Genomic DNA, 24,599 nt, shown 5'->3' with positions numbered 1-24,599 from the left:
TTTTATTTTTTCTTTCCTCCTTGCTGCTGTTGTGCTTTTTGTTGCTCTTGAGCTTTCTCCATCATTTCACGCATTCTTTTCTGGAACTTCCCTTCTTTTTTAGGGTCTTTCTGTTTGTTCATCTGAATCTGAGCATGAATCTTTTTTTCATCTAAAATCCAATATTTAATCACCAAAATAATTAAAATATTAATCGCATTCGACACAAAATAATACCAAGATAAACCTGATGCAGAAGTATTTAAGAAGAATAAAAAGGTGATCGGGAAGATATACATAATCACTTTCATATTCGGCATTCCTTCCTGAGTTGGTTGCTGAATATTCCCTGCCGTCATGATGGTGTAGATTAAAATCACCACCGTACACGCTAAGGCGAAAATACTTAAGTGGTCTCCTAATAATGGAACACTAAATGGTAATTTAATAACGTCATCGTAAGCCGTTAAATCTTTAGCAAACCAAAAACTTTTTCCCCGCAGATCGATCATATTCGGGAAGAAGCGGAATAAAGCATAGAAAATAGGAACCTGAATTAATCCCGGCAGACAGCCTGCCATTTGATTCACACCTGCTTTTTTATAAACAGCCATTGTTTCCTGCTGTTTTTTCATGGCGTCCGCACCTTTGTATTTTTCGTTTACTGCATCAATTTCCGGACGAATCACTTTCATCATCGCACTCAGTTTATGTTGCTTGAACATTACCGGTGACAAAATAATTTTCACGATAATCGTCATTAAGAAAATCACCCATCCTGCTGCAAGTCCCCAACTGGAGATTAAATTATACATTGGGATAAAGAACCATCTGTTCAGTGTTCCAATGAATGACCAGCCTAAAGGAAGTAATTCATCGAAGTTTTTGTTGTAAGATTTTAATAATGGCAAATCCAAAGGCATGAAATACCATTTGAAATCCTGATTCAATTCACCCGCTGCCAAATCAACCTGACCATTGAAATTGAATTTTTTAATAAATTCGCCTTCATTAATGGTATCTTGTGAACCGTGAGAATTTTTGAAACCATGTTGTGGTTCAATTACCATCGAGAAAAACTGTTGTTTAATAGCTAACCAATTCAATGTTTCTTTTGGTTCTTCCATTGTGGTTCTTCCGTCGTAATCAAAACTTTTATAATCATTAAAAGTGTAATTGAATTCAGTATGAGTTTGTTCTTGCGAACGGCCTTTTTCCATTTGTCTTGCACTTAGATCCCAAACGAATTCTGCCTTAGAATCAGAAACCAATTGTGATAAACCTTGTGTTTTTACATTGAAATCAACCGTGTATTTATCTAGCAAAGTATAAATAAACTGAATAACAGCACCGTTTACATTAGCCTGCATCGTTACCGAATTTCCGTTTTGAATCGGTGCAAAAACTAAATCTTTAGTGTTGAAGGTTTTTCCAGATTTATCTTTAAACTGAAAACCGTAAGATGAGTTGTTTTTATCAAAAAGTAAAAGTTTTCGATCGTTAGTATCAGTTTTCGTATCGTAAGCTTTAAACTGGTTAAGCTCTACTGTAGAAAGTTGACCACCCAAAGTTGAGATTTCTAAAGTCAGTTCCTTGTTCTTTAATTCTACTTGCTGAATCGACGTTGCTTTTATACTGTCGTTTAGGTTGGTTGCGATTGCTGGTTTAGCCGCATTGTTTACCACCGGTTGGGTGACCTGCGTTTTATTTTGCGACTCTTTTAATTGTTGTTCGGTAGCCTGTTTATTTTGGAAATAAAACATTGCGCCTATAATAATCATCGAAAATAGTGCGAAAATGATCAACTGATTTTTATCTAAACCGTTATTTTGCTGCATTTTAATTTATTTGAAATTTAAAATTCGAAGGTTTGTAATTCTCTAATTTTTTACCTTTTAATTTTGGGTGACAAAAATACTGAAATTTTTGGCAATGAAGAATTTTTAGGCAGGTGATTTAAAAACAAAAGAGATAAAAAACATTTTGTCTTTTATCTCCTTCTTTTTACTTTTTAGTTGAAGCTTTGATCAAAGCCTTAAATAAAGGATGTGGTGAAGCAACCGTACTTTTGTACTCCGGATGATATTGTACTCCGATATAGAAAGGATGATTTTTCAATTCCAACGTTTCTACCAAATCAGTTTCAGGATTGAAACCGGTCGGAATCAAACCGTTTTTCTCAAATTCATCTCTGTATTCTGAATTGAATTCATAACGGTGACGGTGTCTTTCCGAAATGTTTTTCGTGCCGTAAATCTCATTTAATTTTGAGCCAGTTTTCAAAGTGCATTTCCAGGCGCCTAATCGCATGGTTCCGCCTTTTTCAACCACATTTTTCTGATCTTCCATTAAAGAAATTACAGGTTCAGGAGTTGATGTGTCGAATTCCATTGAGTTGGCTTTTTTGTAACCAAGAATGTTTCTGGCAAATTCAATCGTCATAATTTGCATTCCCAAACAAATTCCTAAAAGTGGAATATTATTTTCTCTGGCATATTTTGCAGCAGCGATTTTCCCTTCAATTCCGCGGTCTCCAAATCCAGGAGCAATCAGCATTCCGTCGATTCCGGCAAATGTTTCTGCAACATTTCCATTGTCGATATCACCACTGTAAACCCATCTTACTTTCACCTCAGTTTCTAAATCGGCACCAGCATGAATAAATGCTTCGGCAATAGATTTATAAGAATCCTGCAATGAAACATATTTGCCGACCAAAGCGATTTCTACTTTTTTCTTCGGGTTTTTGTATTTTTTAAGGAAGGTTTTCCAGTCTTTTAAATCAGCTTGTTTGTCGGATTTTAAATTCAGTTCTTTTAACACAACATCATCAAAATCCTGTTTCTGTAAATACAATGGAACTTCATAAATCGTTTCCAAATCTTTACATTCGATCACATTTTCTAAAGCAACGTTGCAAAACTGAGCCAGTTTCATCCGTTGTTCTTTCGGAATATGATGTTCTGTTCTACAAACCAAAACATCAGCTTGAATCCCAGATTCCATTAACTGCCGAACAGAATGTTGCGAAGGTTTGGTTTTTAATTCACCACTCGAAGCCAGATAAGGAAGCAAAGTCAAGTGAATGACCATCGAATTATGTTCGCCCAATTCCCATTTCAATTGACGTACACTTTCTATATAAGGAAGAGATTCTATATCACCGACTGTTCCACCAATTTCGGTGATGATGATATCGTAATTTTGTTTCGCAAGAATTTTGATCCGGCGCTTAATTTCATTCGTGATGTGTGGAATGACCTGCACGGTTTTTCCTAAGAAATCGCCTTTTCTTTCTTTTTCGATAACGGTTTGGTAAATTTTACCAGTCGTTACATTGTTGTTTTGAGAGGTATTAGAATTCAGGAATCTTTCGTAATGCCCAAGATCCAAATCGGTTTCTGCACCATCTTCAGTCACATAGCATTCGCCGTGTTCATAAGGATTTAGTGTTCCCGGGTCGATATTAATATAAGGGTCAAGTTTTTGGATGGTGACATTGAATCCTCTCGATTTTAGCAGTAAGCCAAGGGAAGCCGAGACAATTCCTTTGCCTAAAGAGGAAGTTACACCGCCGGTTACGAAGATGTATTTCGTGTTCTTTTTACTCATTAGATTAGGTTTGTGCAAAGTTAATGGATTTTGCAAGACGGGGCAAATAAAGGTTTAGAAAATATTTTAAACCAATAGGTTGCCATTCTATGGCTTATTTAAATTATTGGTTTTATTTCTACCAATATTTGGTTGCGCTGCAACTTTTTCACCTTCGAAAAACAAACTTCCTAACCTTTTAGCCGTGATGGAAGTGGCATCCTTTTTCTTTTTTCTCAGAAAAAGAAAAAGATAGAACGGACAGCGCGACTGATTTTCTGAGAAACGAAAACCTTCTTGCTCCTAAAAAAAATCAGCACTTCTCGAAATAACCAATTATCAAAAAAAAATTCAGAAATTCGCAACATGGCAAAAGTGAAAACGGCATATTTCTGTCAGAACTGCGGATCGCAATATCCGCAGTGGCTCGGACAATGCAAAAATTGTGGCGAATGGAATACTTTGGTGGAAGAAATTGTAGAAAAATCTCCTGCGAAAAGTTATACCGACAAATCCAAGCAACATATCATTAATATTATTGAAGTTGAAACCTTCGAAGAACCTCGAATTGCAACCCCTTCCGAAGAACTGAATCGCGTTCTGGGCGGCGGAATTGTTTTAGGATCTGTCACTTTAATTGGTGGCGAACCGGGAATTGGGAAATCGACATTGTTGCTTCAATTAGCACTGAAAATGAAGAAAACCATTCTGTACGTTTCGGGCGAAGAAAGTGCGTCGCAAATAAAAATGCGTGCCGATCGATTAACAGAACTTCAAAACCCGAAATGTTTTCTTTTTACGGAAACTTCGGTAGAAAAAATTCTGCACGAAGCGAAAAAATTGAAACCCGATTTCATGATTATCGATTCAATTCAAACACTTCAAAGTCAGCTCATTGAAAGTGCGCCCGGAACGGTTTCGCAAATTCGGGAATGCTCGAACGAAATCATTAAATTTTCAAAAGAAACCAATACACCGACTTTTTTAGTTGGACATATCACCAAAGACGGACAAATCGCTGGTCCAAAGGTTTTGGAACACATGGTAGATGTGGTTTTGAATTTCGATGGTGACCGAAATCATTTGTTCAGATTATTACGAGCAAGTAAAAACCGTTTTGGTTCCACCGCAGAAATCGGGATTTACGAAATGGTTTCGCAAGGTTTGAAAGAAATAAAAAACCCATCGGAAATATTAATTACGAAAAAATTCGAAGAACTTTCTGGGAATTCTGTCGCGGTAACTTTAGAAGGAAACCGCCCGATGTTGATTGAAATTCAGGCTTTGGTAAGTTCTGCGGTTTACGGAACGCCGCAAAGAAGTTGCACCGGTTTCGACTCGAAAAGATTGAATATGCTTTTGGCGGTTTTAGAAAAAAGAGCAGGTTTTCAACTCGGTTCAAAAGATGTTTTTCTGAATATTACTGGCGGAATAAAAACCGACGATCCTGCTTTGGATTTGGCGGTTGTGGCTTCCATTTTGTCCTCAAATGATGATATTGCGATTTCTGAACATTTTTGTTTTGCGGGCGAAATTGGTTTGAGTGGCGAAATTCGTCCGGTTCCGCAGATTGAGCAAAGAATTTCTGAAGCAGAAAAATTGGGTTACGAAAAGATTTTTGTTTCGAATTTGAATAAAATCCCGAAGAAAAAACACGGAATTAATATTGTTGAGGTGAGCAAAATTGAGGATTTTCATGACGCATTATTTTAGAATTATATTTTAAGTGTAATATTGTATATCTTTGCAGTATATACTTTTTGAATATGAAAACAATCTCATTAAAAATAGATGATGCGATTTTTCAAGACACGGAAAATATCATTAAGGCAAAGAAAAAAGCAAGAAACCGTTACATTAACGAAGCATTAGATTTTTATAATAAATCGCAAAAACGTGAAATGCTGCGGGAAGAATTGCGGCGAAGTTCGTTGCTCGTTCGCGAAGATAATTTAGAGGTTTTAAAAGAATTTGAAGCATTAGAAAATGATTTATCAATTTGAAATTTGGCTTGCAGATTTGAATCCGAAAATTGGCTCTGAAACGGGGAAAACACGTCCTGTATTAATTGTGCAAACAAATCTTTTGAATGAAGAAGAACATACTTCTACCATTATTTGCCCGATTACCACTAAGGTAAGAAACGCTCCTTTTATACGGGTTTTTTTAGAAAAAGGAAGCGGTGGTGTTTTTGAAGATTGCGACATCATGGTTGACCAAATTCGTACGATTGATAATTCCCGTTTTATTAAAAAAATCGGAAAAATCCCACCCACAAAGCAAAAACAAGTAGTTCTGTATTTAAAAGCAGTTTTGGATATAGAATAATCTAATTTTTTTGAATTAATAATTGAGTTCAATTATAAAAAATGAATTTCCTCGCACATTCTTATCTCACGTTTTCCGACGAACAAATTGTTGGGCAGTTTTTGGAAGATTTTATCCGAAACAAAGACCGTTTTTCTTTCCCCGAAAAAATTGGCGAAGGAATTACTTTGCACAGAGCGGTCGATACTTTTACCGATTCGCATCCCGAAATTCATGAAGCGAAAAAGATTTTCAGTCCGCTTGTGAGATTGTATTCCGGGGCGTTTGTAGATGTGGCGATGGATTATTTTCTGGCAAATTCCTTGCCCGATGAAATTTTGAAAAATCATTCCGAAAAAGTATATCAGGTTTTAAGAAAACATGAAAAATTTTTCCCCGAAAATTTCAAACGAATGCTCGACCGCATGGAAAAAGACAATTGGTTGTACAATTACAAAGAAGATTGGGGAATCGAGTTTTCAATGCAAAATGTGCTGAATAAAGCGAAATATTTAGATAAAAACTTACCGGTTTTTGATGTTTTTATGAATCATAAACCACAACTTCAAACTCATTTTAACGGATTTTTTCCAGATCTACTCGAAGAAGCAAAAAGAGTGAACGCAGAATTCGATAACTAAAAATTCTGATACAAATATCGGTCGGGATAATTTAGTTTTTGGCTTTTCCGCTTTCCGTCAACAATAATGTGGATGATATTCATTTGGTCATCATATAAATTGTAAAGCAAACTCACGGCGGTTTCTACTTTTTTCGGAGGATTTACTTTTTCAGATTCTAAGTAAATATCTACAGATTCGCTGTCTTCTTCGAAACCGATGTAATTGATTTTAAGGAATTTATTGTCAACTTTAAGCTTCAAATATTCTTCGCAATATTGAATTAAATACGCATTAATTTGCGCTTTGTATTTTTCATCATTAAAATGAACCGCTTTGCCGAATTTTTCTTTTAAAGCATTTTCTAAATCATCCAGAAAAAATTTCCCCGAAATTTCAAATGTTTTCGACTTTTGATTATAATTAAATTCAACAGAACCAACATGGTACGGATGGATTTCTTTTGCTTGAAAAGATAGTGAAAAGAGGAATGAGAATAGGAAAAAGAAAGTTTTCAATATTTTTATTTTATGTAATCAAACAATTTATTAGGATCCTCTCGAACATCAAAAAAAAGAAGAATTTTAATCAAACTATTGTTGTTTTTTTGGAAATATACCCTCACATGATTTTTTCCGATTAATGCAGAACGAATAGTTTTCGAGTATTTTTGATACATTCTAAATTTGTCGTTTTCTAAATCATGAAGTAAATTTTCAACATCATTTAGAAAAACAGCAATTTCTTTTTCTGTCCATTGATTTGCAAGAAACTCAATTATTTTTTCTTGTGTTTGTTCCGCTATTTCTGTGAATACAACTCGCATACTTTCTTTCTTGCGTTTGCGAAAAATTCTTCAGAAGAAATATAATCTTCCTCCGTCAATGAATCAGCATATTTTTCTAATTGTTCAATAAATGCTTTTGGCGTGCCGTCTTCATAAGAATCATCTTCTTTATTTTCAAAAACTTTCGCACCTTTTATTTGCTCCAAAAGTTTTTTCACTTTTTGGAAATCTTCTTTATTTTCAAGTTTAAGCGTGTAAGTCATTGCAATAAATTTTAAACAAAGTTAAAATAAATTTTGTATCATCGCATTTCAAAAAAAATATACGACAAATGCAGGATTTTATTTTCTATTTAAAACTCGGTTGGGAACATATTATTTCGCTTGATGCGCTCGATCATCAACTTTTTGTGCTGGTTTTGGTGGCGGTTTATTTGCTAAAAGATTGGAAAAAAATCTTGTGGCTCGTTACCGCTTTTACGATTGGTCATTCAATTACTTTGGCATTGAGCGTTTTAGATGTCGTTCGGGTTCCAGAAAAGTGGGTGGAATTTCTCATTCCGTTAACGATTGTTATCACTGCGGTGGATAATGTTTTAATGAGAAATAAGTACAATAGTTTAATGAAAATGAATTATTTTCTCGCACTGTTTTTCGGTTTAATTCACGGGATGGGTTTTGCGAATACTGCGAGAATGATGTTGGCAAAAGAGCAGCATATTTTCGTTCCGCTTTTGGGTTTCAATATCGGGTTAGAATTGGGACAAATCGCTGTGGTTATCGCAATTTTAATCGTGCAATTTCTTTTGCTGAATCTTTTCAGAGTCAACAGGAAAGATTGGGTTTTGTTCATTTCGTCGGGTGTTTTTGCACTTTCTTTAAAAATGGCTTTAGAAAGAATGCCGTTTTAAATTGTTAAAGTTTATATTTATAAATCATTTATTGTAACGAATTCTTACTTTTGATTACTATTTATTTAAAATCTCTCTATAACATGAAATTCAAATCGCTCGTTTTATCGCTTTTTATTCCTTTGGGGATTTTCGCTCAAGATATTCAGAATAATCCGAAGAGCAATCACGGTAATAAATTTGAACAATTAGGTACTATTTTACCAACACCAAATGTTTACAGAACCGCTTCTGGTGCGCCAGGACAAGGTTATTGGCAAAACCGTGCCGATTACGATATTTCCGCATATCTCGATGAAGATAAAAGAAATTTAAAAGGTTCCGAAACCATTACTTATTATAATAGTTCGCCAGATAATTTAGATTATTTGTGGCTTCAATTGGATGAAAATGAGCATTCATCAGTTAAAAATGCAGGCTATGATTCAGGATCGATGTTGCCAAAAATGGCGACTTCTGACCATTTGAAAACGACCGATTTACCCAATGAAGACAACGGTTATGGTGTGAATTTAGAAAAAGTAACCGACGCTTTTGGGAATCCGTTGAAATACATTGTGAACAAAACAATGATGAGAATTGATTTGCCTAAAGTTCTTAAAAAAGGCGAAACTTTTAAATTTAAAATCGAATGGAACTATAATATCTCTGACCGTTTAAAAATGGGCGGAAGAGGAGGCTACGAATACTTTCCGGAAGATGGAAACGATCTTTATACGATTACACAATGGTATCCGAGAATGTGTGTTTACAGTGATTTCAAAGGTTGGCAAAATAACCAATTTACAGGAAGAGCTGAATTTGCTTTGGCTTTCGGTGATTTCAAAGTTTCGATGAATGTTCCTGCCGATCATATTGTTGCTTCAACTGGTGCAGGAAAGAATTTCGAGCAAGTTCTTACTTCTGCACAATTGGCAAGATGGAAACAAGCGCAAAATTCAAATGAACCCATCGAGATTGTTACTTTAGACGAAGCTAAAAAGTCAGAAAAAAATAAATCCAAAGAAAGAAAAATCTGGAAATTCGAAGCGGAAAATGTTCGGGATTTCGCATGGACTTCCTCTCGAAAATTCATTTGGGACGGCATGAAAGTTATTATTCCTGAAAACAAGAATGAAGTGATGGCGATGAGTTTGTACCCGAAAGAAGCTTATAATCTTTATCGCAAATTCTCTACAAAGGCCGTTGCTCACACGATAAAAACATATTCTGAATTCACGATTCCTTATCCTTATCCAGTTGCGCAATCCATCGAAGCGGCGAATGGAATGGAATATCCGATGATTTGTTTCAATTACGGAAGAACCGAAAAAGACGGCACTTATTCTGAAGGAATTAAAAATGGAATGATTGGCGTAATTATTCATGAAGTTGGGCACAATTTTTTTCCAATGATTATCAATTCAGACGAAAGACAATGGAGTTGGATGGATGAAGGTTTGAACACTTTCGTGGAATATTTAACGGAAGAAAAATGGGATAATAAATTCCCTTCAAGAAGAGGTCCGGCTCATACGATCATCGATTATATGAAATTGCCAAAAGATCAGTTGGAACCGATTATGACGAATTCTGAGAATATCATTCAATTTGGTCCGAATGCTTATTCAAAACCTGCGACCGGTTTAAATATTTTGCGTGAAACGATTATGGGACGTGAGCTTTTCGATAAAGCATTTAAAACTTATTCTCAGAGATGGGCTTTCAAACACCCAGAACCCGCAGATTTTTTCCGAACAATGAATGATGCAAGTGCCGAAAACCTCGATTGGTTCTGGCGTGGCTGGTTCTATGGAATCGACCCTGTTGATATTTCAATTGATAAAGTAACAGTAGCTTCTGCGGATTTAGATGCGCTTCCGAAATCCCGCGAAACGACTTATACGGTTGATAAACCTTTGCAAAATGATTTCGAAGATATTTCGAAAATCAGAAATCGTGAAGATAAAAATATTACTTTTTATACCGATAAAGACAAAGAAACCCAAGATTTTTATTGGAAATACAATCGTGGTCTAGAAAAGGTTGATGCCACAAAACAATATGTAATGAAGGTGAATAATATGGAAAAAGTTGCGGAAAAAGACAAAGCGAAATTGCAAAAAATAAATGCGTATCAAATCGATTTCAGCAACAAAGGGGGTTTGGTGATGCCGATTATTCTTGAGTTTACTTTCGAAGACGGAACGAAACTCACCGACAAATCTTCCGCTCAAATCTGGAGAAAAAACGAACAGAAAGTTTCTAAAACCTATTATTTCGATAAAAAGTTAAAATCAATTCAACTTGATCCGATGCGAGAAACTGCAGATATTGATACTTCGAATAATTTCTGGGGCGAAATTCCAGAAGCAACATCGAAATTCCAAGTTTTCAAACAGAAAAATGGAGATGCTGCAAGAGGTGCTTCGCAAGGAAAAGTAAATCCAATGCAAGCGGCGGGAAAAAAGAATTAATTCAGTAAAAATCAATATTCACAAAGTCATTCGAAAAATCGGATGACTTTTTTCTGCCATAATTTCACATTAAAAATAAAATCCTGCCATATTTTAACATCCAACATCTAACATTCATCATCCAACATTATTGGCAAACTTTTAGCCAATAAGAAAACATCTAATTAAATTAAAAAATAAATATAATTATGTCAGTAAATTTCAAACCATTAGCCGACAGAGTTCTTATTGAGCCAACCGCTGCTGAAACCACCACCGCGTCAGGAATTATTATTCCAGATACCGCGAAAGAAAAACCACAAGAAGGAATTGTAGTTGCTGTAGGACCAGGGAAAATAGATGAGCCAACCACCGTAAAGGCTGGTGACAAAGTTCTTTACGGAAAATATGCAGGTTCTGAATTGAAGTTGGATGGTAAAGATTATCTGATCGTAAAAGAATCTGATTTATTAGGAATCTTAGGATAATCAAAAAATAAGTTAAAAATAATTGCGAATTACTAAAGCCAAAAGCCAAAAGCAATTCGCCAAAAACAAAACAATATGGCAAAAGAAATAAAATTCGATATCGAATCAAGAGACGCTTTAAAAAGAGGTGTTGATGCATTAGCAAATGCAGTTAAAGTAACATTAGGTCCAAAAGGAAGAAACGTAGTCATCGAAAAATCTTTCGGTGCGCCACACGTTACCAAAGACGGAGTTTCTGTAGCAAAAGAAATCGAACTCGAAGACAGAGTAGAAAATATGGGTGCTCAAATGGTGAAAGAAGTTGCTTCTAAAACCAACGACATCGCCGGAGACGGAACTACCACTGCAACCGTTCTTGCTCAAGCAATCGTTCGCGAAGGTTTGAAAAACGTTGCTGCTGGTGCAAACCCAATGGATTTGAAAAGAGGTATCGACAAAGCGGTAATCGCAGTTGTAGAAAACCTGAAAACGCAGTCTCAAGAAGTTGGGAACAATTCAGAAAAAATTAAACAAGTTGCTTCGATCTCTGCGAACAATGACGATACGATTGGAACTTTAATCGCTGAAGCTTTCGGAAAAGTTGGTAAAGAGGGTGTAATTACCGTGGAAGAAGCAAAAGGAACCGACACCACTGTGGATGTTGTGGAAGGAATGCAATTCGACAGAGGATATCAATCACCGTATTTCGTGACGAATCCTGAAAAAATGATTGCAGAACTTGAAAACCCTTATATCCTTTTAGTAGAGAAAAAAATCTCTTCAATGAAAGAATTATTACCAGTTCTTGAGCCAGTTGCACAAGCCGGGAAATCTTTATTAATTATTTCTGAAGAAGTTGATGGCGAAGCTTTAGCAACTTTAGTAGTAAATAAATTAAGAGGTTCATTAAAAATCGCAGCGGTAAAAGCTCCAGGTTTTGGCGACCGAAGAAAAGCAATGTTAGAAGACATCGCAATTTTAACTGGCGGAACTGTAATTTCTGAAGAAAGAGGTTTCACCATGGAAAACGCAACATTAGAAATGTTGGGAACAGCGGAGAAAATCGTTATCGATAAAGATAATACAACCATCGTAAATGGTGCAGGAGACGAAGCTCAAATCAAAGGAAGAGTTGCTCAAATCAAAGCGCAAATGGAATCTACAACTTCCGATTACGACAAAGAAAAACTACAAGAAAGATTAGCGAAATTAGCTGGTGGAGTTGCTGTACTTTATGTTGGTGCTGCTTCTGAAGTAGAAATGAAAGAGAAAAAAGATCGTGTTGATGATGCTTTGCACGCAACAAGAGCGGCAGTTGAAGAAGGAATCGTTGCGGGTGGTGGAGTTGCTTTGGTTCGTGCGATTGCTGCATTGAATTTTGAAGGAATTAACCAAGACGAATCTACTGGAATTAAAATCGTGAAAAGAGCAATCGAAGAACCTTTAAGGCAAATCGTTGCTAATGCAGGCGGTGAAGGATCTGTAATCGTTGCGAAAGTTTCGGAAGGAAGTGCAGATTTCGGATTCAATGCAAAAACCGATGAATTTGTAAATATGTTTGAAGCAGGAATCATCGACCCTACGAAAGTGGTTCGTGTAGCTTTAGAAAACGCAGCTTCAGTTTCTGGTATGTTGCTAACAACCGAGTGTGTGATCACCGAAGTGAAAAGCGCAGAACCCGCAATGCCAATGGGCGGCGGAATGCCGGGAATGATGTAATATGGCTTTTGGTCAATAGCTTTTAGCATAATAAATCCGTTCAGAATTTTTCTGGGCGGATTTTCTTTGCATTACATTCCAGAGGAATGATGTTTTTGTAGGGAATTATAGTGCACAAAGGCGTTCCAGAGGAATACTATCTTTATTTTAAGAAAATTTATTTCACCAAGTTTCAGTAAACGATCCGTTCAATTTGAACGGATTTTTTTGAGTTATAATTTGTTGCAAAAAAAAGCACTTCGATAGAAGTGCTATAATTTATAAAAACATTGTTAGGGTTCTAAGCTCTAACAATGCTTATTAAATCTTGTTTCTTAAATGGTCGTCAGCCTCAAAGTATTTGTTTTTCCATCTTCGTAAGCTGGTGTTGCATTGAGGTTCAATACGAAATCGCCTTGTTCCACATAACCATAAGTGTGAGCCAACATATTCACCTGAATGATTGTTTCATCGGTTGATTTTTGCATATCGTAATAAAATGCACGAACTCCCCATAATAAATTCAACATCGTAATAACCCGTTTGTTAGAACTGAAAACAATGATGTTTGAATTCGGACGGTGCGCCGAGATTTGGAAAGCTGTGTAACCCGAATAGGTGAGTGTAATAATCGCTTCCACATTGGTTGTTTTCGCAATTCGCACTGCGGCAAGGCAAACTCTGTTCGTAATGAAACGTTCGTCGATGCAATCGAAGTCATGTTCAATAGGCGAATTTTTAGTTCTGTAAAAATGAGTTTGTTCAATATTTTTAACAATCTTCGCCATATTTTTAACAACATCAACAGGATAACGACCTACGGAAGTTTCTCCAGAAAGCATAACCGCATCAGCGCCATCTAATACCGAGTTTGCAACATCGTTTACTTCGGCTCTAGTTGGTGTTAAACTCGTAATCATGGTTTCCATCATCTGAGTTGCGATAATCACCGGTTTCGAATATTTACGAGCTTTCTCTACTAGATTTTTTTGAATTGCAGGAACTTCTTCCATCGGAACTTCTACACCTAAATCACCTCGGGCAACCATTATGCCATCGCATTCCAAAAGAATCTCATCGATATTTTTGACCCCTTCTGGCTTTTCAATTTTTGCAATAATTGGTGTTTTCTGTTTATTGGTTGGATGGTTTTTAATAATTTCCTTTAGATCGATAATATCTTGAGCATGACGAACAAAAGATAAAGCGATCCAATCCAATTCTAAATCCAGAATAAAATTCGCATCTTCAATATCTTTTTCTGTTAAGGCTGGAAGCGAAACATTGGTATTAGGAAGATTGACGCCTTTTTTTGAACTTAAAGGCCCACCTTGAATGGTCTTTGCTTTTACAGTGTCTAGATTATTAGTTTCGGTTACTTCTAGCACGAGTTTCCCATCATCAATCAAAATTCTTTCACCAACTTTTACATCTTGTGGAAATTTCTGATAAGTCATATAAACCCTCTCAGAATCTCCTTCTATATTTTCATTGGTAAAGGTTAGGATATCACCAGGATTCAAATACGAGCCTTCTTTTACTACACCAACACGAAGTTTAGGACCTTGTAAGTCTCCTAAAATCCCGACTGATTGTCCTAGTTCCTGATTAATTTCGCGGATTGTTTCTACATGCTTTTTTACAATATCGTAATCAGCATGAGAAAAATTTATTCTGAAGATATCTACACCGGCTTGAACCAGTTGCATCATCGTTTCTTTGTCAGAAGAAGCTGGACCAAGTGTTGCGATGATTTTTGTTTTTTTAATATATTTATTCATAATATTGAATTAATTGATAAAGCTCCTCGATAGGGCTTAATTGAAAATCTTGAATTTGAAACATCAGGTTTTCAGGCAGCAAAATTAGTGAAAAATCGTCAAATGGTTCCGAAGTCGTAATGAGGTAGTTAACATCTGGATAATTCTCTAATAAACATTTCGTATCCGTCTCTGTATTAAATAGTTCGATTGGGCTGCTTTTTTGAATACTATGACTCGAGTGATTTGCAATAAAGAGAATGCAGATTTTCGTGTCGTGATGAAAAGACTGAAACCTTGGGAAATAATGATCGTAATGTTTTCCGTGATAAATTAAATCTGTAATTCGGGTAAACTTGAAAGGGTTCAATACATTAAGATGATGAAAAAGTTCATAATCGGGAACTTCTTTTACAAGACGAACCAGACCTAAGGTAATTTCATCGTCCTCATCAATCTCTAGCGTGAACTTTTGGGTTTTCAAGAATACTTTGTTTTTTATTTAAAATATAGAACGCTCTTTGTGCTGCTTTTTCTTCTGCTTTTTTCTTGGAAGTTTCAGTAGCATTTGAAATTTTCTCATTATCTAGCCAAACATGAGTTCGAAAAACGAAATTTTTATTGGGTTGAATTTCTTCTAAAGTTTCATATCTAATCGCGACTTTTTTCTTTTGACTCCATTCCAATAATAACCCTTTATAACTTATAATTTTGTTTTCAAGTTGATTAATTGCGGTAGGTGTTAACAAGCGATCGAGGATTATTTTTCTGCAGGTGTCATAATCTTGGTCAAGATAAATCGCTCCAACTAAGGCTTCAAAAAGATTCCCAGCGATATTTTCACTGAGCGATGTGCTAGATTCATTTTGCAAAAATTTAGTCAAAGAAAGTTCATTCCCTAATTTATTAAGGTTTTTCCTATTGACGATTTTTGATTTCATCTGGGTGAGATATCCTTCATTAGCATCAGGATAAGTCGCAAAAAGATGGCAGGAAATAATAGTTCCCAGCACAGAATCTCCTAAGAACTCAAGACGTTCATAGTTTTTGGTTTGCTTGTGTTTAGATGATGTTTTTAAAGAAAATGCTTCTCGGTAGAGATTAATATCCTGAACGGAATAACCAGTGATTTTGGATATTTCGTTGCTTAAATAATAGTCCTTCTCCGATAGATTTTTCTTTCTTTTTGCTAGGAATTTAGAAATGTATTTCTTTAACTCCATAGAGTTTTTAGGGTCTTAAATTTTGGTAAAGAGTACACAAGCGTTATGTCCGCCGAAACCGAAAGTATTACTCATCGCAACTTTCACTTCTTTTTTTACGGCATGATTAAATGTAAAATTCAATCTGCTGTCAATTCTTTCATCATCAGTAAAGTGATTGATGGTAGGTGGGACAATGTTGTGAATAATAGTATGTATTGCTGCAATCGCTTCAATAACTCCCGCTGCGCCAAGCAAATGACCGGTCATCGATTTGGTAGAGTTAATTTGAATGTCATAAGCGTGTTCTCCCAATAATTTTGAAATCGCATTAGATTCAGCAATGTCTCCCAATGGAGTAGATGTCCCATGCATATTGATGTGATCTACTTCGTCGGCAGTAATGCCTGCGTCTTCTAAACAATTTTTCATTACGAGATAAGCGCCTAAGCCTTCAGGATGCGGTGCCGTCATGTGATAGGCATCTGCACTCATTCCGCCGCCTTTTAGTTCAGCATAAATTGTTGCACCACGTTTTACCGCATGCTCATATTCTTCCAAAATAATACAGCCAGCTCCTTCACCAAGGACAAATCCATCTCGATCTTTATCAAATGGTCTTGATGCAGTTTTAGGATCGTCGTTTCTTGTTGAAAGTGCCATCATTGCATTGAATCCACCAACGCCACTTGCAGTAACTGCAGCTTCAGATCCTCCGCATACGATTACATCAGCTTTTCCTAATTGAATCAGCATTTTGGAATCGATAAGGGCATTTGCAGATGAAGCACAAGCAGAAACCGTTGTGTAGTTTGGACCATGGAAGCCATATTCTATAGAAATTTGACCGCCAGTGATATCGGCAATCATTTTCGGAATAAAGAAAGGATTAAAGCGAGGGATTTCTGTATTTGCCCAGCCTAAAACTTCTTTTTCGAAAGTTTCTAAACCACCAATTCCAGAACCCCAAATAACACCAACTCTGTTTTTATCCAAGTTGTCTGAAATAACCCCAGAATGTTCCACGGCTTCTCTGGCTGCAACGATACCTAACTGAGTATTTCTATCCATTTTTTTAGCTTCTTTCTTATCGAAATGTTCTAATGGATCGAAGTTTTTGACTTCGCACGCGAATTTGGTTTTGAACTTTGAGGCATCAAAAAGAGTAATAGGAGCGGCTCCGCTCTCACCTTTTACAAGGCTTTCCCAGTATTCCTTAACGTTTTTTCCAACAGGCGTAATCGCGCCAAAGCCGGTTACAACTACTCTTTTTAATTCCATAAATTTTTTCTTTGTTGATAGAATATTATTTATTCACTACTTCTTCAATGTAAGCAATAGCGTGTCCTACCGTAGTGATTTTTTCTGCTTGATCATCAGGAATCTGAATGTTAAATTCTTTTTCGAATTCCATGATTAATTCTACAGTATCCAAAGAATCAGCTCCTAAATCGTTAGTGAAGCTAGCTTCTTGAGTTACTTCTGTTTCTTCAACGTCGAGTTTATCAGCGATGATAGCTTTTACTCTTGATGCAATGTCTGACATAGTAAATTGTTTTTAATTAATTGTTAGTGGCTGCAAAGATATAAAATTCTTTATCATTTAAACTTTTTTTACCAAAATTTAAATATTGAATGAAATGAAATTTAATATTGACTGAACTTATATCCATTCTAATAACACAACGCTAATATAATATTATTATCGTAAAAAGCGAGGTTTTTTTTGTGCTAATATTTTTGAAGAATTGAAAGACAATCAGTTAAAAATATAAAATCAATACGTTGCGAAAATTATATTTTTTTACTTTTTGGAAGACGGATAGAGATCTGTTATTTCATACAAAAAGCGAAAAAGTAAATTGCTTATAATAATAAATGACAAAACTAAGTTTTAATCAATATAAACCATTCATTTATTAAAGAAGCTGCTAATCTTGCAGTGATTTCATTATTGTCATAAAGAGGGTTTACCTCGGCGACATCCATGGCGATTAATTTTTCGAAACTCAAAACGTGTTTGAAGAAATGCATAAAAGTAGGGTCGGCAAAAATCCCATTATACGCCAAAGCCGAAACACCGGGCGCAATAGAAGCATTGAAAACATCCATGCAAATTGTAAGATATAAAACATCAATTTCTTCTAAAAATATATCGATTTTTTGGTAAATATTTGGTAGGTTTTCAAAAAAAAGTTCATCAGCCAAAATATATTTCATCGCATATTGATGCGCAGTATCAAATAATTTTAAAGTGTTTGAGTTTTTTTGAATTCCGATATGTAAAGAATGAATTTGTTCTTCCTGCGCAATTTGCCAAAAACCTGTTCCTGAACTTGCGCCAATATTTGGGTCGATTTCCCGATTATCGAAATGCGCATCTATATTAATGATTCCGATTTTTTGATTGGGAAAAGCTTTTTTAATTCCAGAATAATGCGCAAACATCACTTCATGTCCGCCACCAAAAACGATTGATTTTCCTTTTCTTTTTAAAACTTCGGCAACTTTATTCGCAAGTTCGTTTTGGGTTTTTTCTAAATCTTCGTCGTTACAAGAAATGTTTCCAAAATCTTTTAAATTAAAATCAGGATTTACAACAGGGAAATTCGAAATGTTTTTTCTAATAATATCAGGAGCGTCTTTTGCGCCGACTCTTCCTTTGTTTCTTTTCACGCCTTCATCCACAGCAAAACCGTGCAAAACAAAATCGTTTTCCGAAATATTATCGTAATTGTTTTCCAAAGAAACTCTTTGAAAAATCCGGTGGTATAAAGCTTCTTCTCCGTCGAAACGTCCTGTCCAAATCATAAATTTAATTTAACAATGTATCAATTTAATAATGGGAAAATTACTTGAAAAATTCATCAAAAAAAATCCCTTTAGGGTTTGGGGAATTTTTTTTGATGAATTTTGACAAACTATAAATTATCAAGATTGGTAAATTAATAGTTTGTTATATTGTTACATTATTTCCCGCAAACGCCATCGCCGCATCTTTCACCCAAGAATGTTCTTTTTGTGCTTTTCTTTTTGTTTCCAAACGTTTTTTGTTGCAAGGTCCGTTTCCTTTCAAGACTTCCATAAATTCATCCCAGGGCAATTCGCCGAAATCGTAATGTTGGGTTTCTTCGTTCCATTTTAAATTTTCATCGGGAATTTTTAAGCCTAAAAATTCTGCCTGAGAAACCGTCACATCTACAAATCTTTGACGCAAATCATCATTGCTTTCCCGTTTTACTCGGTAATTCATTGATTTTTGAGAATTCGGAGAATCGGCATCATTCGGACCAAACATCATCAAAGCGGGCCACCAAAAACGGTTTAATGCTTCTTGTGCCAAATCTTTTTGTTCTTTTGTTCCGCGGCAAAGCGTCATCAAAATTTCGTAACCTTGTCTTTGGTGGAAAGATTCTTCCTTGCAAATTCTCACCATTGCTCGTGAATATGGCCCGTAAGAATTTCCCATCAACATGACTTGGTTCATAATCGCAGCACCGTCAACGAGCCAACCAATTGCGCCAATATCTGCCCAGGAAAGCGCAGGATAATTGAAAATACTCGAATATTTAGCTTTTCCGGAAAGCATATCATTATAAGTAGAATCTCGGTCGGCAGCGATTTCTCCGTTGTTCAAAGTTTCAGTTGCCGCATATAAATAAAGTCCATGACCAGCTTCATCTTGAATTTTGGCTAAAAGTGCCATTTTTCTTCTTAAAGTTGGCGCACGAGAAATCCAATTGGCTTCTGGCAACATTCCTACGATTTCGGAATGGGCGTGTTGCGAAATTTGTCTAACCAATAATTTTCTGTAATCATCGGGCATTACATCTTTTGGTTCTACTTTATTTTCGGCTTGTACGTATTTTAAAAATTTTTCTTGATTCATGAGAATTTTATTTTAATTAAAATTACCTGTTTACTGCGTATTGATCGCGTCTTCTTCTGGCAGGTAAAGTCCCATTCTTCCTTCAGAAAATTCACCAACCACAAAAGTGATTGTTTTCTCAGGACTTCTAATTTCATATTGATTAAAGAGGTAAGGGTTACCACTTAGCGGACCGATCACTTCTATTTTTCGATCGGCGCAATGCCAGGAATGGTTCCAAATATTAATTCCTTCGATTTTAAACTCTTTTTCTTCTTCGATTAAGGAAGCAAAATTCCAGTTGATCATGATTGTTAGTTTTTAAAATTAAACAAATTATACGTCGTAATTCAACATCACCACATTCGTCGTCGGGTGACACTGACAAGTCAATACAAAACCACGCGCAACTTCATCTTCAGTGAGCGCGAAGTTTTTCTCCATAAATACTTCTCCTTCCATCACCTGAGCTTTGCAAGTGCAGCAAACACCGCCTTTGCAAGCAAACGGAACCGGAAGTTTATCGGCTAAAGCCTGGTCTAAAATACTGTTTTTCTTTGAATTAAGGTGAAACGAATATTCATCATCATCAATAATTAAAGTCACCATACTTTCCAGATTCGGAATCGCTTTGAACTCGTCGCTCATTTCTGCATTTCCTTCTTCATCAGGCGCAGCGTAATATTCATACATGATTTGAAGCGACGGGACTTTCTGTTCTTTTTTCAGATAATCAGAAACTCCTTTAATCATTTCCGAAGGGCCACAAATAAAATAAGTAGATTCCTGAACCGGAATATCATCGAATCTTTGGAGTAAAAGACCAAGTTTCTCCGCAGAAATTCTTCCTTCAAAAAGTTCGTCTTCGAAATGTTTTTCTCTTGATAACAAGAAAATTACTTTTAATCTTCCTTCGAATTTTTCTACTAAATCATCAATTTCTTTTTTAAAGATAATATCAATAAAGCTTTTATTGCTGAAAAATAAATAGGCTTTGCTTTTTGGTTCCTGATAAAGAGCTTCTTTGATATTTGATAAAACTGGCGAAATTCCGCTTCCGGCAGCAAGACCAACGTAAGTTTTTTCATTCGAAACATGATAATGCGTATGAAAATGTCCGGAAGGTGCCATTACTTCTACTAAATCACCCACTTTGAGTTCGTGATTAAGATAAGTCGAAACTTTTCCCTGTTCCAAATGTTTTACCAAGATTTCCAAATCAGCGTTTTCTTCGCTCGGTGCATTGATGATAGAATAACTTCTGCGCAAATCTTCTTCCCCAAAAACAAATCTTACATTCAGATACTGTCCTTGTTTAAAAGAAAATTCATGTTTTAAGTTCTCTGGAATTTCGAATGCGATATGTACGCAATCATTGGTTTCCCGTGATACTTTAGTTGCTTTTAGTTGATGAAAATGATGCATAATATTTTAAAATCTCAGTAAAAGTGAGTTCAACAAATATACTTATTTTTTGAAACGTATAAAAATGGCTTGTTTATTTCATTCACTTTTTTAATTAAAGTTAAAAATCGCCGATTTAAATACAGCTATTTCTCTCTAAATCGGAAACTTTGACTTATCAACAGTGTTTGTAATTATTGAATTCGGAAATTTTGACCGATTTTATTTAATTATAATGAATAGAATGGTTTTTGCCGAACAGAATTTAGAATTAAATAATGATTGAATAGGAATAGTAAGAATTCGTAAGAAGTTATGGATTCTTTCTGTTTCTGAAAATTAAAAATTACCATTATGAACTTAGATCAATATACCGTAAAATCACAAGAAGCCATCCAGAAAGCACAACAAATTGCGATGGAATTTGGCAATCAAAGTATTGAACCACAACATTTATTGGAAGGAATTTTCCAAATTGATGAAAATATTTCTGAATTTTTATTAAAGAAATCAGAAGCAGAGCTCAATTTAGTAAGAGAAAGGAATCGCGAGAATATCGAAAAACTCCCGAAAGTGGAAGGTGGAAATATTTATCTTTCGCAATCTACCAACAAGATTTTGCTCGACGCTCCGAATATCGCCAAAAAAATGGGCGATGAATATGTGACGATCGAACATTTTTGGCTTTCTCTTCTCGATGTAAATTCTGATGTTTCTAAAATGCTCAAAGATATGGGTATTACTAAAAGTGGTTTAGAAACTGCCATCAAAGAACTTAGAAAAGGTTCGAAAGCAACTTCTGCAAGCTCGGAAGAAACTTATCAATCATTAAATAAATACGCTAAAAATTTCAATGAACTCGCCGCTGAAGGAAAGCTCGATCCCGTTATCGGAAGAGATGAAGAAATTCGTAGGGTTTTGCAGATTCTTTCCAGAAGAACCAAAAATAATCCAATTTTAATTGGCGAACCCGGCGTTGGGAAAACTGCGATTGCAGAAGGAATTGCGCACCGAATTATTTCCGGTGATATTCCCGAAAATTTACAGGATAAAACTCTGTTTTCGCTAGATATGGGAGCTTTGATCGCTGGTGCAAAATACAAAGGAGAATTCGAAGAAAGATTGAAATCGGTGATCAATGAAGTGATTAAATCAGATGGTCAAATTATTCTTTTCATTGATGAAATCCATACTTTGGTTGGAGCGGGCGGTGGAGAAGGTGCGATGGATGCTGCAAATATTTTGAAACCAGCTTTAGCACGAGGTGAGCTTCGTGCGATTGGCGCAACCACTTTAAATGAATATCAAAAATATTTTGAAAAAGATAAAGCTTTAGAAAGGCGTTTCCAGAAAGTGATGGTAGAAGAACCAGATACCGAATCGGCGATTTCTATTTTGCGTGGAATTAAAGATAAATATGAATCTCACCATAAAGTTCGAATAAAAGACGAAGCGATAATTGCTGCGGTAGAACAGTCTCAGCGCTATATTTCCGACCGATTTTTGCCAGATAAAGCGATTGATTTAATTGATGAAGCTTCTGCAAAATTAAGAATGGAAATCAATTCAAAACCTGAATCACTGGATGTTCTGGATCGTAAACTGATGCAGATGGAAATTGAACTTGCTGCGATTTCAAGGGAAGGAAATGATATTAGAGTAGGTCATTTAAAAGAAGACATTTCTAAAGTTGCTGAGGAGCGAAATGAAATCAATGCGAAATGGTTGAAAGAAAAACAAAAATCTGAGGATTTAACTTCTATTAAAAAAGATATTGAAGCATTGAAGTTAGAAGCTGAAAGAGCTTCAAGAGCTGGAGATTATGCTAAAGTTGCCGAAATTCAATATGGCAAAATTAAAGAAAAAGAAGCTGATTTACAGAAGCTTGAACTTGAGATGCAGAATAATCAGAATGAATTAATTAAAGAAGAAGTGACGGCAGAAAATATATCGGAAGTTATTTCAAAATGGACAGGAATTCCGGTTACCAAACTTTTACAATCTGAAAGAGAAAAGCTATTGCATCTCGAAGATGAGTTGCACAAAAGAGTAGTTGGGCAGGATGAAGCCATAGAATCAGTTGCGAACGCGATTAGACGAAATCGTGCAGGATTGAATGACGAGAAAAAGCCGATCGGCAGTTTTTTATTCCTTGGAACAACAGGAGTCGGAAAAACCGAATTGGCAAAAGCGCTCGCAGAATATTTATTCGATGACGAAAATAATATGACGAGAATTGATATGAGTGAATATCAGGAAAGACATTCTGTTTCGAGATTAGTCGGTGCGCCTCCAGGATATGTCGGTTATGATGAAGGTGGGCAATTAACAGAAGCTGTTCGAAGAAGACCTTATTCCGTCGTGCTTTTAGATGAAATTGAAAAAGCGCATCCTGATGTTTTCAACACTTTACTTCAGGTTTTGGATGATGGTAGATTAACGGATAATAAAGGAAGAGTCGTGAATTTTAAAAACTCAATTGTTATCATGACTTCCAATTTAGGATCACCATTAATCATGGAAAATTTTGAAAATATTACAGACAGTAATGTAGAGGAAATCGTGGCTAAAACAAAAGAAGAGGTTTTCGAACTGCTTAAACAAACATTAAGACCCGAATTCATCAACAGAATTGACGAAATCGTTTTATTTCAGCCTTTAAATAGAAAAGAAATTGGGAAAATCGTACATTATCAATTGCAGGATTTTAACAGAATGTTGGAGAAAAGAGGCATTATCATCACTGCGACCGATGATGCTGTGGAATATGTAATGAACAAAGGTTATGATCCTGCGTTTGGTGCAAGACCCTTAAAAAGAGTTCTTCAGCAGGAGGTTCTCAATGAACTTTCAAAGGAAATTCTTGCCGGAAAAATAAATGATGGCGACCGAATCACCCTCGATTATTTCGATGAAAGCGGTTTGGTTTTTCGTCCAACGGAATAATTATAATACAACAATTTAAATTTTTCAACAATAAAAACTCTTCCTTTTTCTGGGAGAGTTTTTTGGTTTAAAGTTTTACATTCTGCCTTGTTCATTGGCTTTTTTAATTGATTTTGTTTCTTTAAGAGATTGGTTTCCGAAGTTGTATTTTAAAGGAATGATGCCCACTATCAATGACTTCTCTTTAGTCAAAATGATTCTGAAACGAAATCTCAATTTCCCGATTTTGTTTTTATCAGCAGATTGCGCAAATATTTCGTTCACGACTCTCATATCAAAATAGAATCGCTAAGAGGAAACGGTTTCGAACTGTGTTTTCCAGAGTAAATTTGGATGTTATGATTCAATATAGTATATGTAAAAATGAGTTTAAATAATTGTTTATCATTGTTTTATGAAAATAAGTTTAGCTTTTTTTATCATTTAATGGCAAGGTTTTTGTATCAATGTTATTGAAAATTTTTTTTCATCATTTGTGTTTTTGGATTCGTTGAACAATCAGCGGATCCATTTTTTTCAATATAATACTCATCTATAAAAACATAAAAATATCATGAATAAAATTTTGCTATCTAAAAAATAAGAGCAATATTTGCAGTATTCAATGCTTGTACAAGCATTGAAT

At 35.5% G+C, this 24,599-nt stretch carries 24 protein-coding genes; 9 read left to right on the top strand and 15 right to left on the bottom strand.

Annotation, left to right across the window (positions count from 1 at the left end):
* Positions 1-2 precede the first annotated feature (2 nt).
* Positions 3-1,817, bottom strand: a complete 1,815-nt coding sequence (gene yidC, locus WBY99_RS02110; protein WP_423974697.1) for a membrane protein insertase YidC — start codon at positions 1,815-1,817, stop codon at positions 3-5.
* Positions 1,818-1,983: 166 nt separating this feature from the next.
* On the bottom strand, positions 1,984-3,591 hold the full coding sequence (locus WBY99_RS02105; protein WP_423974696.1) for a CTP synthase: 1,608 nt from the start codon (positions 3,589-3,591) through the stop codon (positions 1,984-1,986).
* 345 nt (positions 3,592-3,936) lie between these two features.
* Here WBY99_RS02105 and radA point away from each other — a divergent pair, with 345 nt between their 5' ends.
* From radA to WBY99_RS02085, 4 genes are read left to right on the top strand one after another with little or no spacing between them, the layout of a single operon-like run.
* Positions 3,937-5,283, top strand: a complete 1,347-nt coding sequence (radA, locus tag WBY99_RS02100) for a DNA repair protein RadA (RefSeq protein WP_423974695.1) — start codon at positions 3,937-3,939, stop codon at positions 5,281-5,283.
* A 53-nt stretch (positions 5,284-5,336) separates the two neighbouring features.
* Positions 5,337-5,573 carry a hypothetical protein gene (locus WBY99_RS02095; protein ID WP_423974694.1) on the top strand — a complete coding sequence of 79 codons (237 nt, stop codon included), beginning with the start codon at positions 5,337-5,339 and terminating at the stop codon, positions 5,571-5,573.
* On the top strand, positions 5,557-5,898 hold the full coding sequence (locus tag WBY99_RS02090) for a type II toxin-antitoxin system PemK/MazF family toxin (protein WP_423974693.1): 342 nt from the start codon (positions 5,557-5,559) through the stop codon (positions 5,896-5,898). The genes WBY99_RS02095 and WBY99_RS02090 overlap by 17 nt, the downstream gene beginning before the upstream one ends.
* 41 nt (positions 5,899-5,939) lie before the next feature.
* Positions 5,940-6,518: an ACP phosphodiesterase gene (locus WBY99_RS02085; protein WP_423974692.1), complete on the top strand. Its 579-nt coding sequence runs from the start codon at positions 5,940-5,942 to the stop codon at positions 6,516-6,518.
* Here the strand turns inward: WBY99_RS02085 and WBY99_RS02080 are convergent.
* The 3 genes from WBY99_RS02080 to WBY99_RS02070 are packed head-to-tail and all read right to left on the bottom strand — an operon-like array spanning position 6,515 to position 7,547.
* Complete coding sequence (locus WBY99_RS02080; protein WP_423974691.1) at positions 6,515-7,015, bottom strand: DUF6702 family protein; 501 nt, start codon at positions 7,013-7,015, stop codon at positions 6,515-6,517. The genes WBY99_RS02085 and WBY99_RS02080 overlap by 4 nt on opposite strands.
* A 5-nt stretch (positions 7,016-7,020) precedes the next feature.
* Positions 7,021-7,323 carry a hypothetical protein gene (locus WBY99_RS02075; RefSeq protein ID WP_423974690.1) on the bottom strand — a complete coding sequence of 101 codons (303 nt, stop codon included), beginning with the start codon at positions 7,321-7,323 and terminating at the stop codon, positions 7,021-7,023.
* Complete coding sequence (locus tag WBY99_RS02070) at positions 7,299-7,547, bottom strand: hypothetical protein (protein ID WP_423974689.1); 249 nt, start codon at positions 7,545-7,547, stop codon at positions 7,299-7,301. The genes WBY99_RS02075 and WBY99_RS02070 overlap by 25 nt, the downstream gene beginning before the upstream one ends.
* 68 nt (positions 7,548-7,615) lie before the next feature.
* Between WBY99_RS02070 and WBY99_RS02065 the strand changes: the two genes are divergently transcribed.
* The 4 genes from WBY99_RS02065 (at position 7,616) to groL (ending at position 12,815) form a co-directional block, all read left to right on the top strand.
* Positions 7,616-8,194 (top strand): HupE/UreJ family protein, encoded by a 579-nt coding sequence (locus WBY99_RS02065; protein WP_423974688.1) that lies wholly within the window; start codon positions 7,616-7,618, stop codon positions 8,192-8,194.
* 83 nt (positions 8,195-8,277) lie between these two features.
* The gene (locus tag WBY99_RS02060) at positions 8,278-10,650 is read left to right on the top strand and encodes a M1 family metallopeptidase (protein WP_423974687.1); all 2,373 of its coding nucleotides are present in this window, start codon (positions 8,278-8,280) and stop codon (positions 10,648-10,650) included.
* 188 nt (positions 10,651-10,838) lie between these two features.
* Positions 10,839-11,117, top strand: a complete 279-nt coding sequence (locus WBY99_RS02055) for a co-chaperone GroES (protein ID WP_423974686.1) — start codon at positions 10,839-10,841, stop codon at positions 11,115-11,117.
* A gap of 75 nt (positions 11,118-11,192) precedes the next feature.
* Positions 11,193-12,815, top strand: a complete 1,623-nt coding sequence (groL, locus tag WBY99_RS02050; RefSeq protein ID WP_423974685.1) for a chaperonin GroEL — start codon at positions 11,193-11,195, stop codon at positions 12,813-12,815.
* 314 nt (positions 12,816-13,129) lie between these two features.
* Here groL and pyk read toward each other — a convergent pair whose 3' ends face one another.
* The 9 genes from pyk to WBY99_RS02005 all read right to left on the bottom strand — a co-directional run bounded on the left by pyk (position 13,130) and on the right by WBY99_RS02005 (position 21,049).
* The gene (gene pyk, locus WBY99_RS02045) at positions 13,130-14,575 is read right to left on the bottom strand and encodes a pyruvate kinase (protein ID WP_423974684.1); all 1,446 of its coding nucleotides are present in this window, start codon (positions 14,573-14,575) and stop codon (positions 13,130-13,132) included.
* Positions 14,568-15,038, bottom strand: a complete 471-nt coding sequence (locus tag WBY99_RS02040) for an IPExxxVDY family protein (protein WP_423974683.1) — start codon at positions 15,036-15,038, stop codon at positions 14,568-14,570. The genes pyk and WBY99_RS02040 overlap by 8 nt, the downstream gene beginning before the upstream one ends.
* Positions 15,007-15,777, bottom strand: coding sequence for a ribonuclease III (gene rnc / locus WBY99_RS02035; protein ID WP_423974682.1), 771 nt, complete (start codon positions 15,775-15,777; stop codon positions 15,007-15,009). The genes WBY99_RS02040 and rnc overlap by 32 nt, the downstream gene beginning before the upstream one ends.
* Positions 15,778-15,792: 15 nt before the next feature.
* Positions 15,793-17,037 carry a beta-ketoacyl-ACP synthase II gene (gene fabF, locus WBY99_RS02030; RefSeq protein ID WP_423974681.1) on the bottom strand — a complete coding sequence of 415 codons (1,245 nt, stop codon included), beginning with the start codon at positions 17,035-17,037 and terminating at the stop codon, positions 15,793-15,795.
* A 25-nt stretch (positions 17,038-17,062) separates the two neighbouring features.
* A complete protein-coding gene (locus WBY99_RS02025) occupies positions 17,063-17,302 on the bottom strand; it encodes an acyl carrier protein (RefSeq protein ID WP_034760617.1) in 240 nt (79 codons plus the stop codon).
* Between the two features lie 341 nt (positions 17,303-17,643).
* Positions 17,644-18,567 (bottom strand): formimidoylglutamase, encoded by a 924-nt coding sequence (hutG, locus tag WBY99_RS02020; RefSeq protein ID WP_423974680.1) that lies wholly within the window; start codon positions 18,565-18,567, stop codon positions 17,644-17,646.
* Between the two features lie 145 nt (positions 18,568-18,712).
* Positions 18,713-19,645, bottom strand: coding sequence for a 1,2-phenylacetyl-CoA epoxidase subunit PaaA (gene paaA, locus WBY99_RS02015; protein ID WP_423974679.1), 933 nt, complete (start codon positions 19,643-19,645; stop codon positions 18,713-18,715).
* Positions 19,646-19,675: 30 nt separating this feature from the next.
* On the bottom strand, positions 19,676-19,933 hold the full coding sequence (locus WBY99_RS02010) for a hypothetical protein (RefSeq protein WP_423974678.1): 258 nt from the start codon (positions 19,931-19,933) through the stop codon (positions 19,676-19,678).
* Positions 19,934-19,960: 27 nt separating this feature from the next.
* The gene (locus tag WBY99_RS02005) at positions 19,961-21,049 is read right to left on the bottom strand and encodes an FAD-binding oxidoreductase (protein WP_423974677.1); all 1,089 of its coding nucleotides are present in this window, start codon (positions 21,047-21,049) and stop codon (positions 19,961-19,963) included.
* Positions 21,050-21,382: 333 nt separating this feature from the next.
* Between WBY99_RS02005 and clpB the strand changes: the two genes are divergently transcribed.
* A complete protein-coding gene (gene clpB / locus WBY99_RS02000) occupies positions 21,383-23,974 on the top strand; it encodes an ATP-dependent chaperone ClpB (protein ID WP_423974676.1) in 2,592 nt (863 codons plus the stop codon).
* Positions 23,975-24,049: 75 nt separating this feature from the next.
* Here the strand turns inward: clpB and WBY99_RS01995 are convergent, their stop codons facing one another.
* Positions 24,050-24,238, bottom strand: coding sequence for a hypothetical protein (locus WBY99_RS01995; protein WP_423974675.1), 189 nt, complete (start codon positions 24,236-24,238; stop codon positions 24,050-24,052).
* Between the last annotated feature and the right edge of the window lie 361 nt (positions 24,239-24,599).

The organism is Kaistella sp. (genome assembly GCF_049588135.1).
Lineage (GTDB): Bacteria > Bacteroidota > Bacteroidia > Flavobacteriales > Weeksellaceae > Kaistella.
The sequence above is the reverse complement of the archived record's forward strand: the minus strand, read 5'-3'. Positions and strand labels throughout refer to the sequence as shown.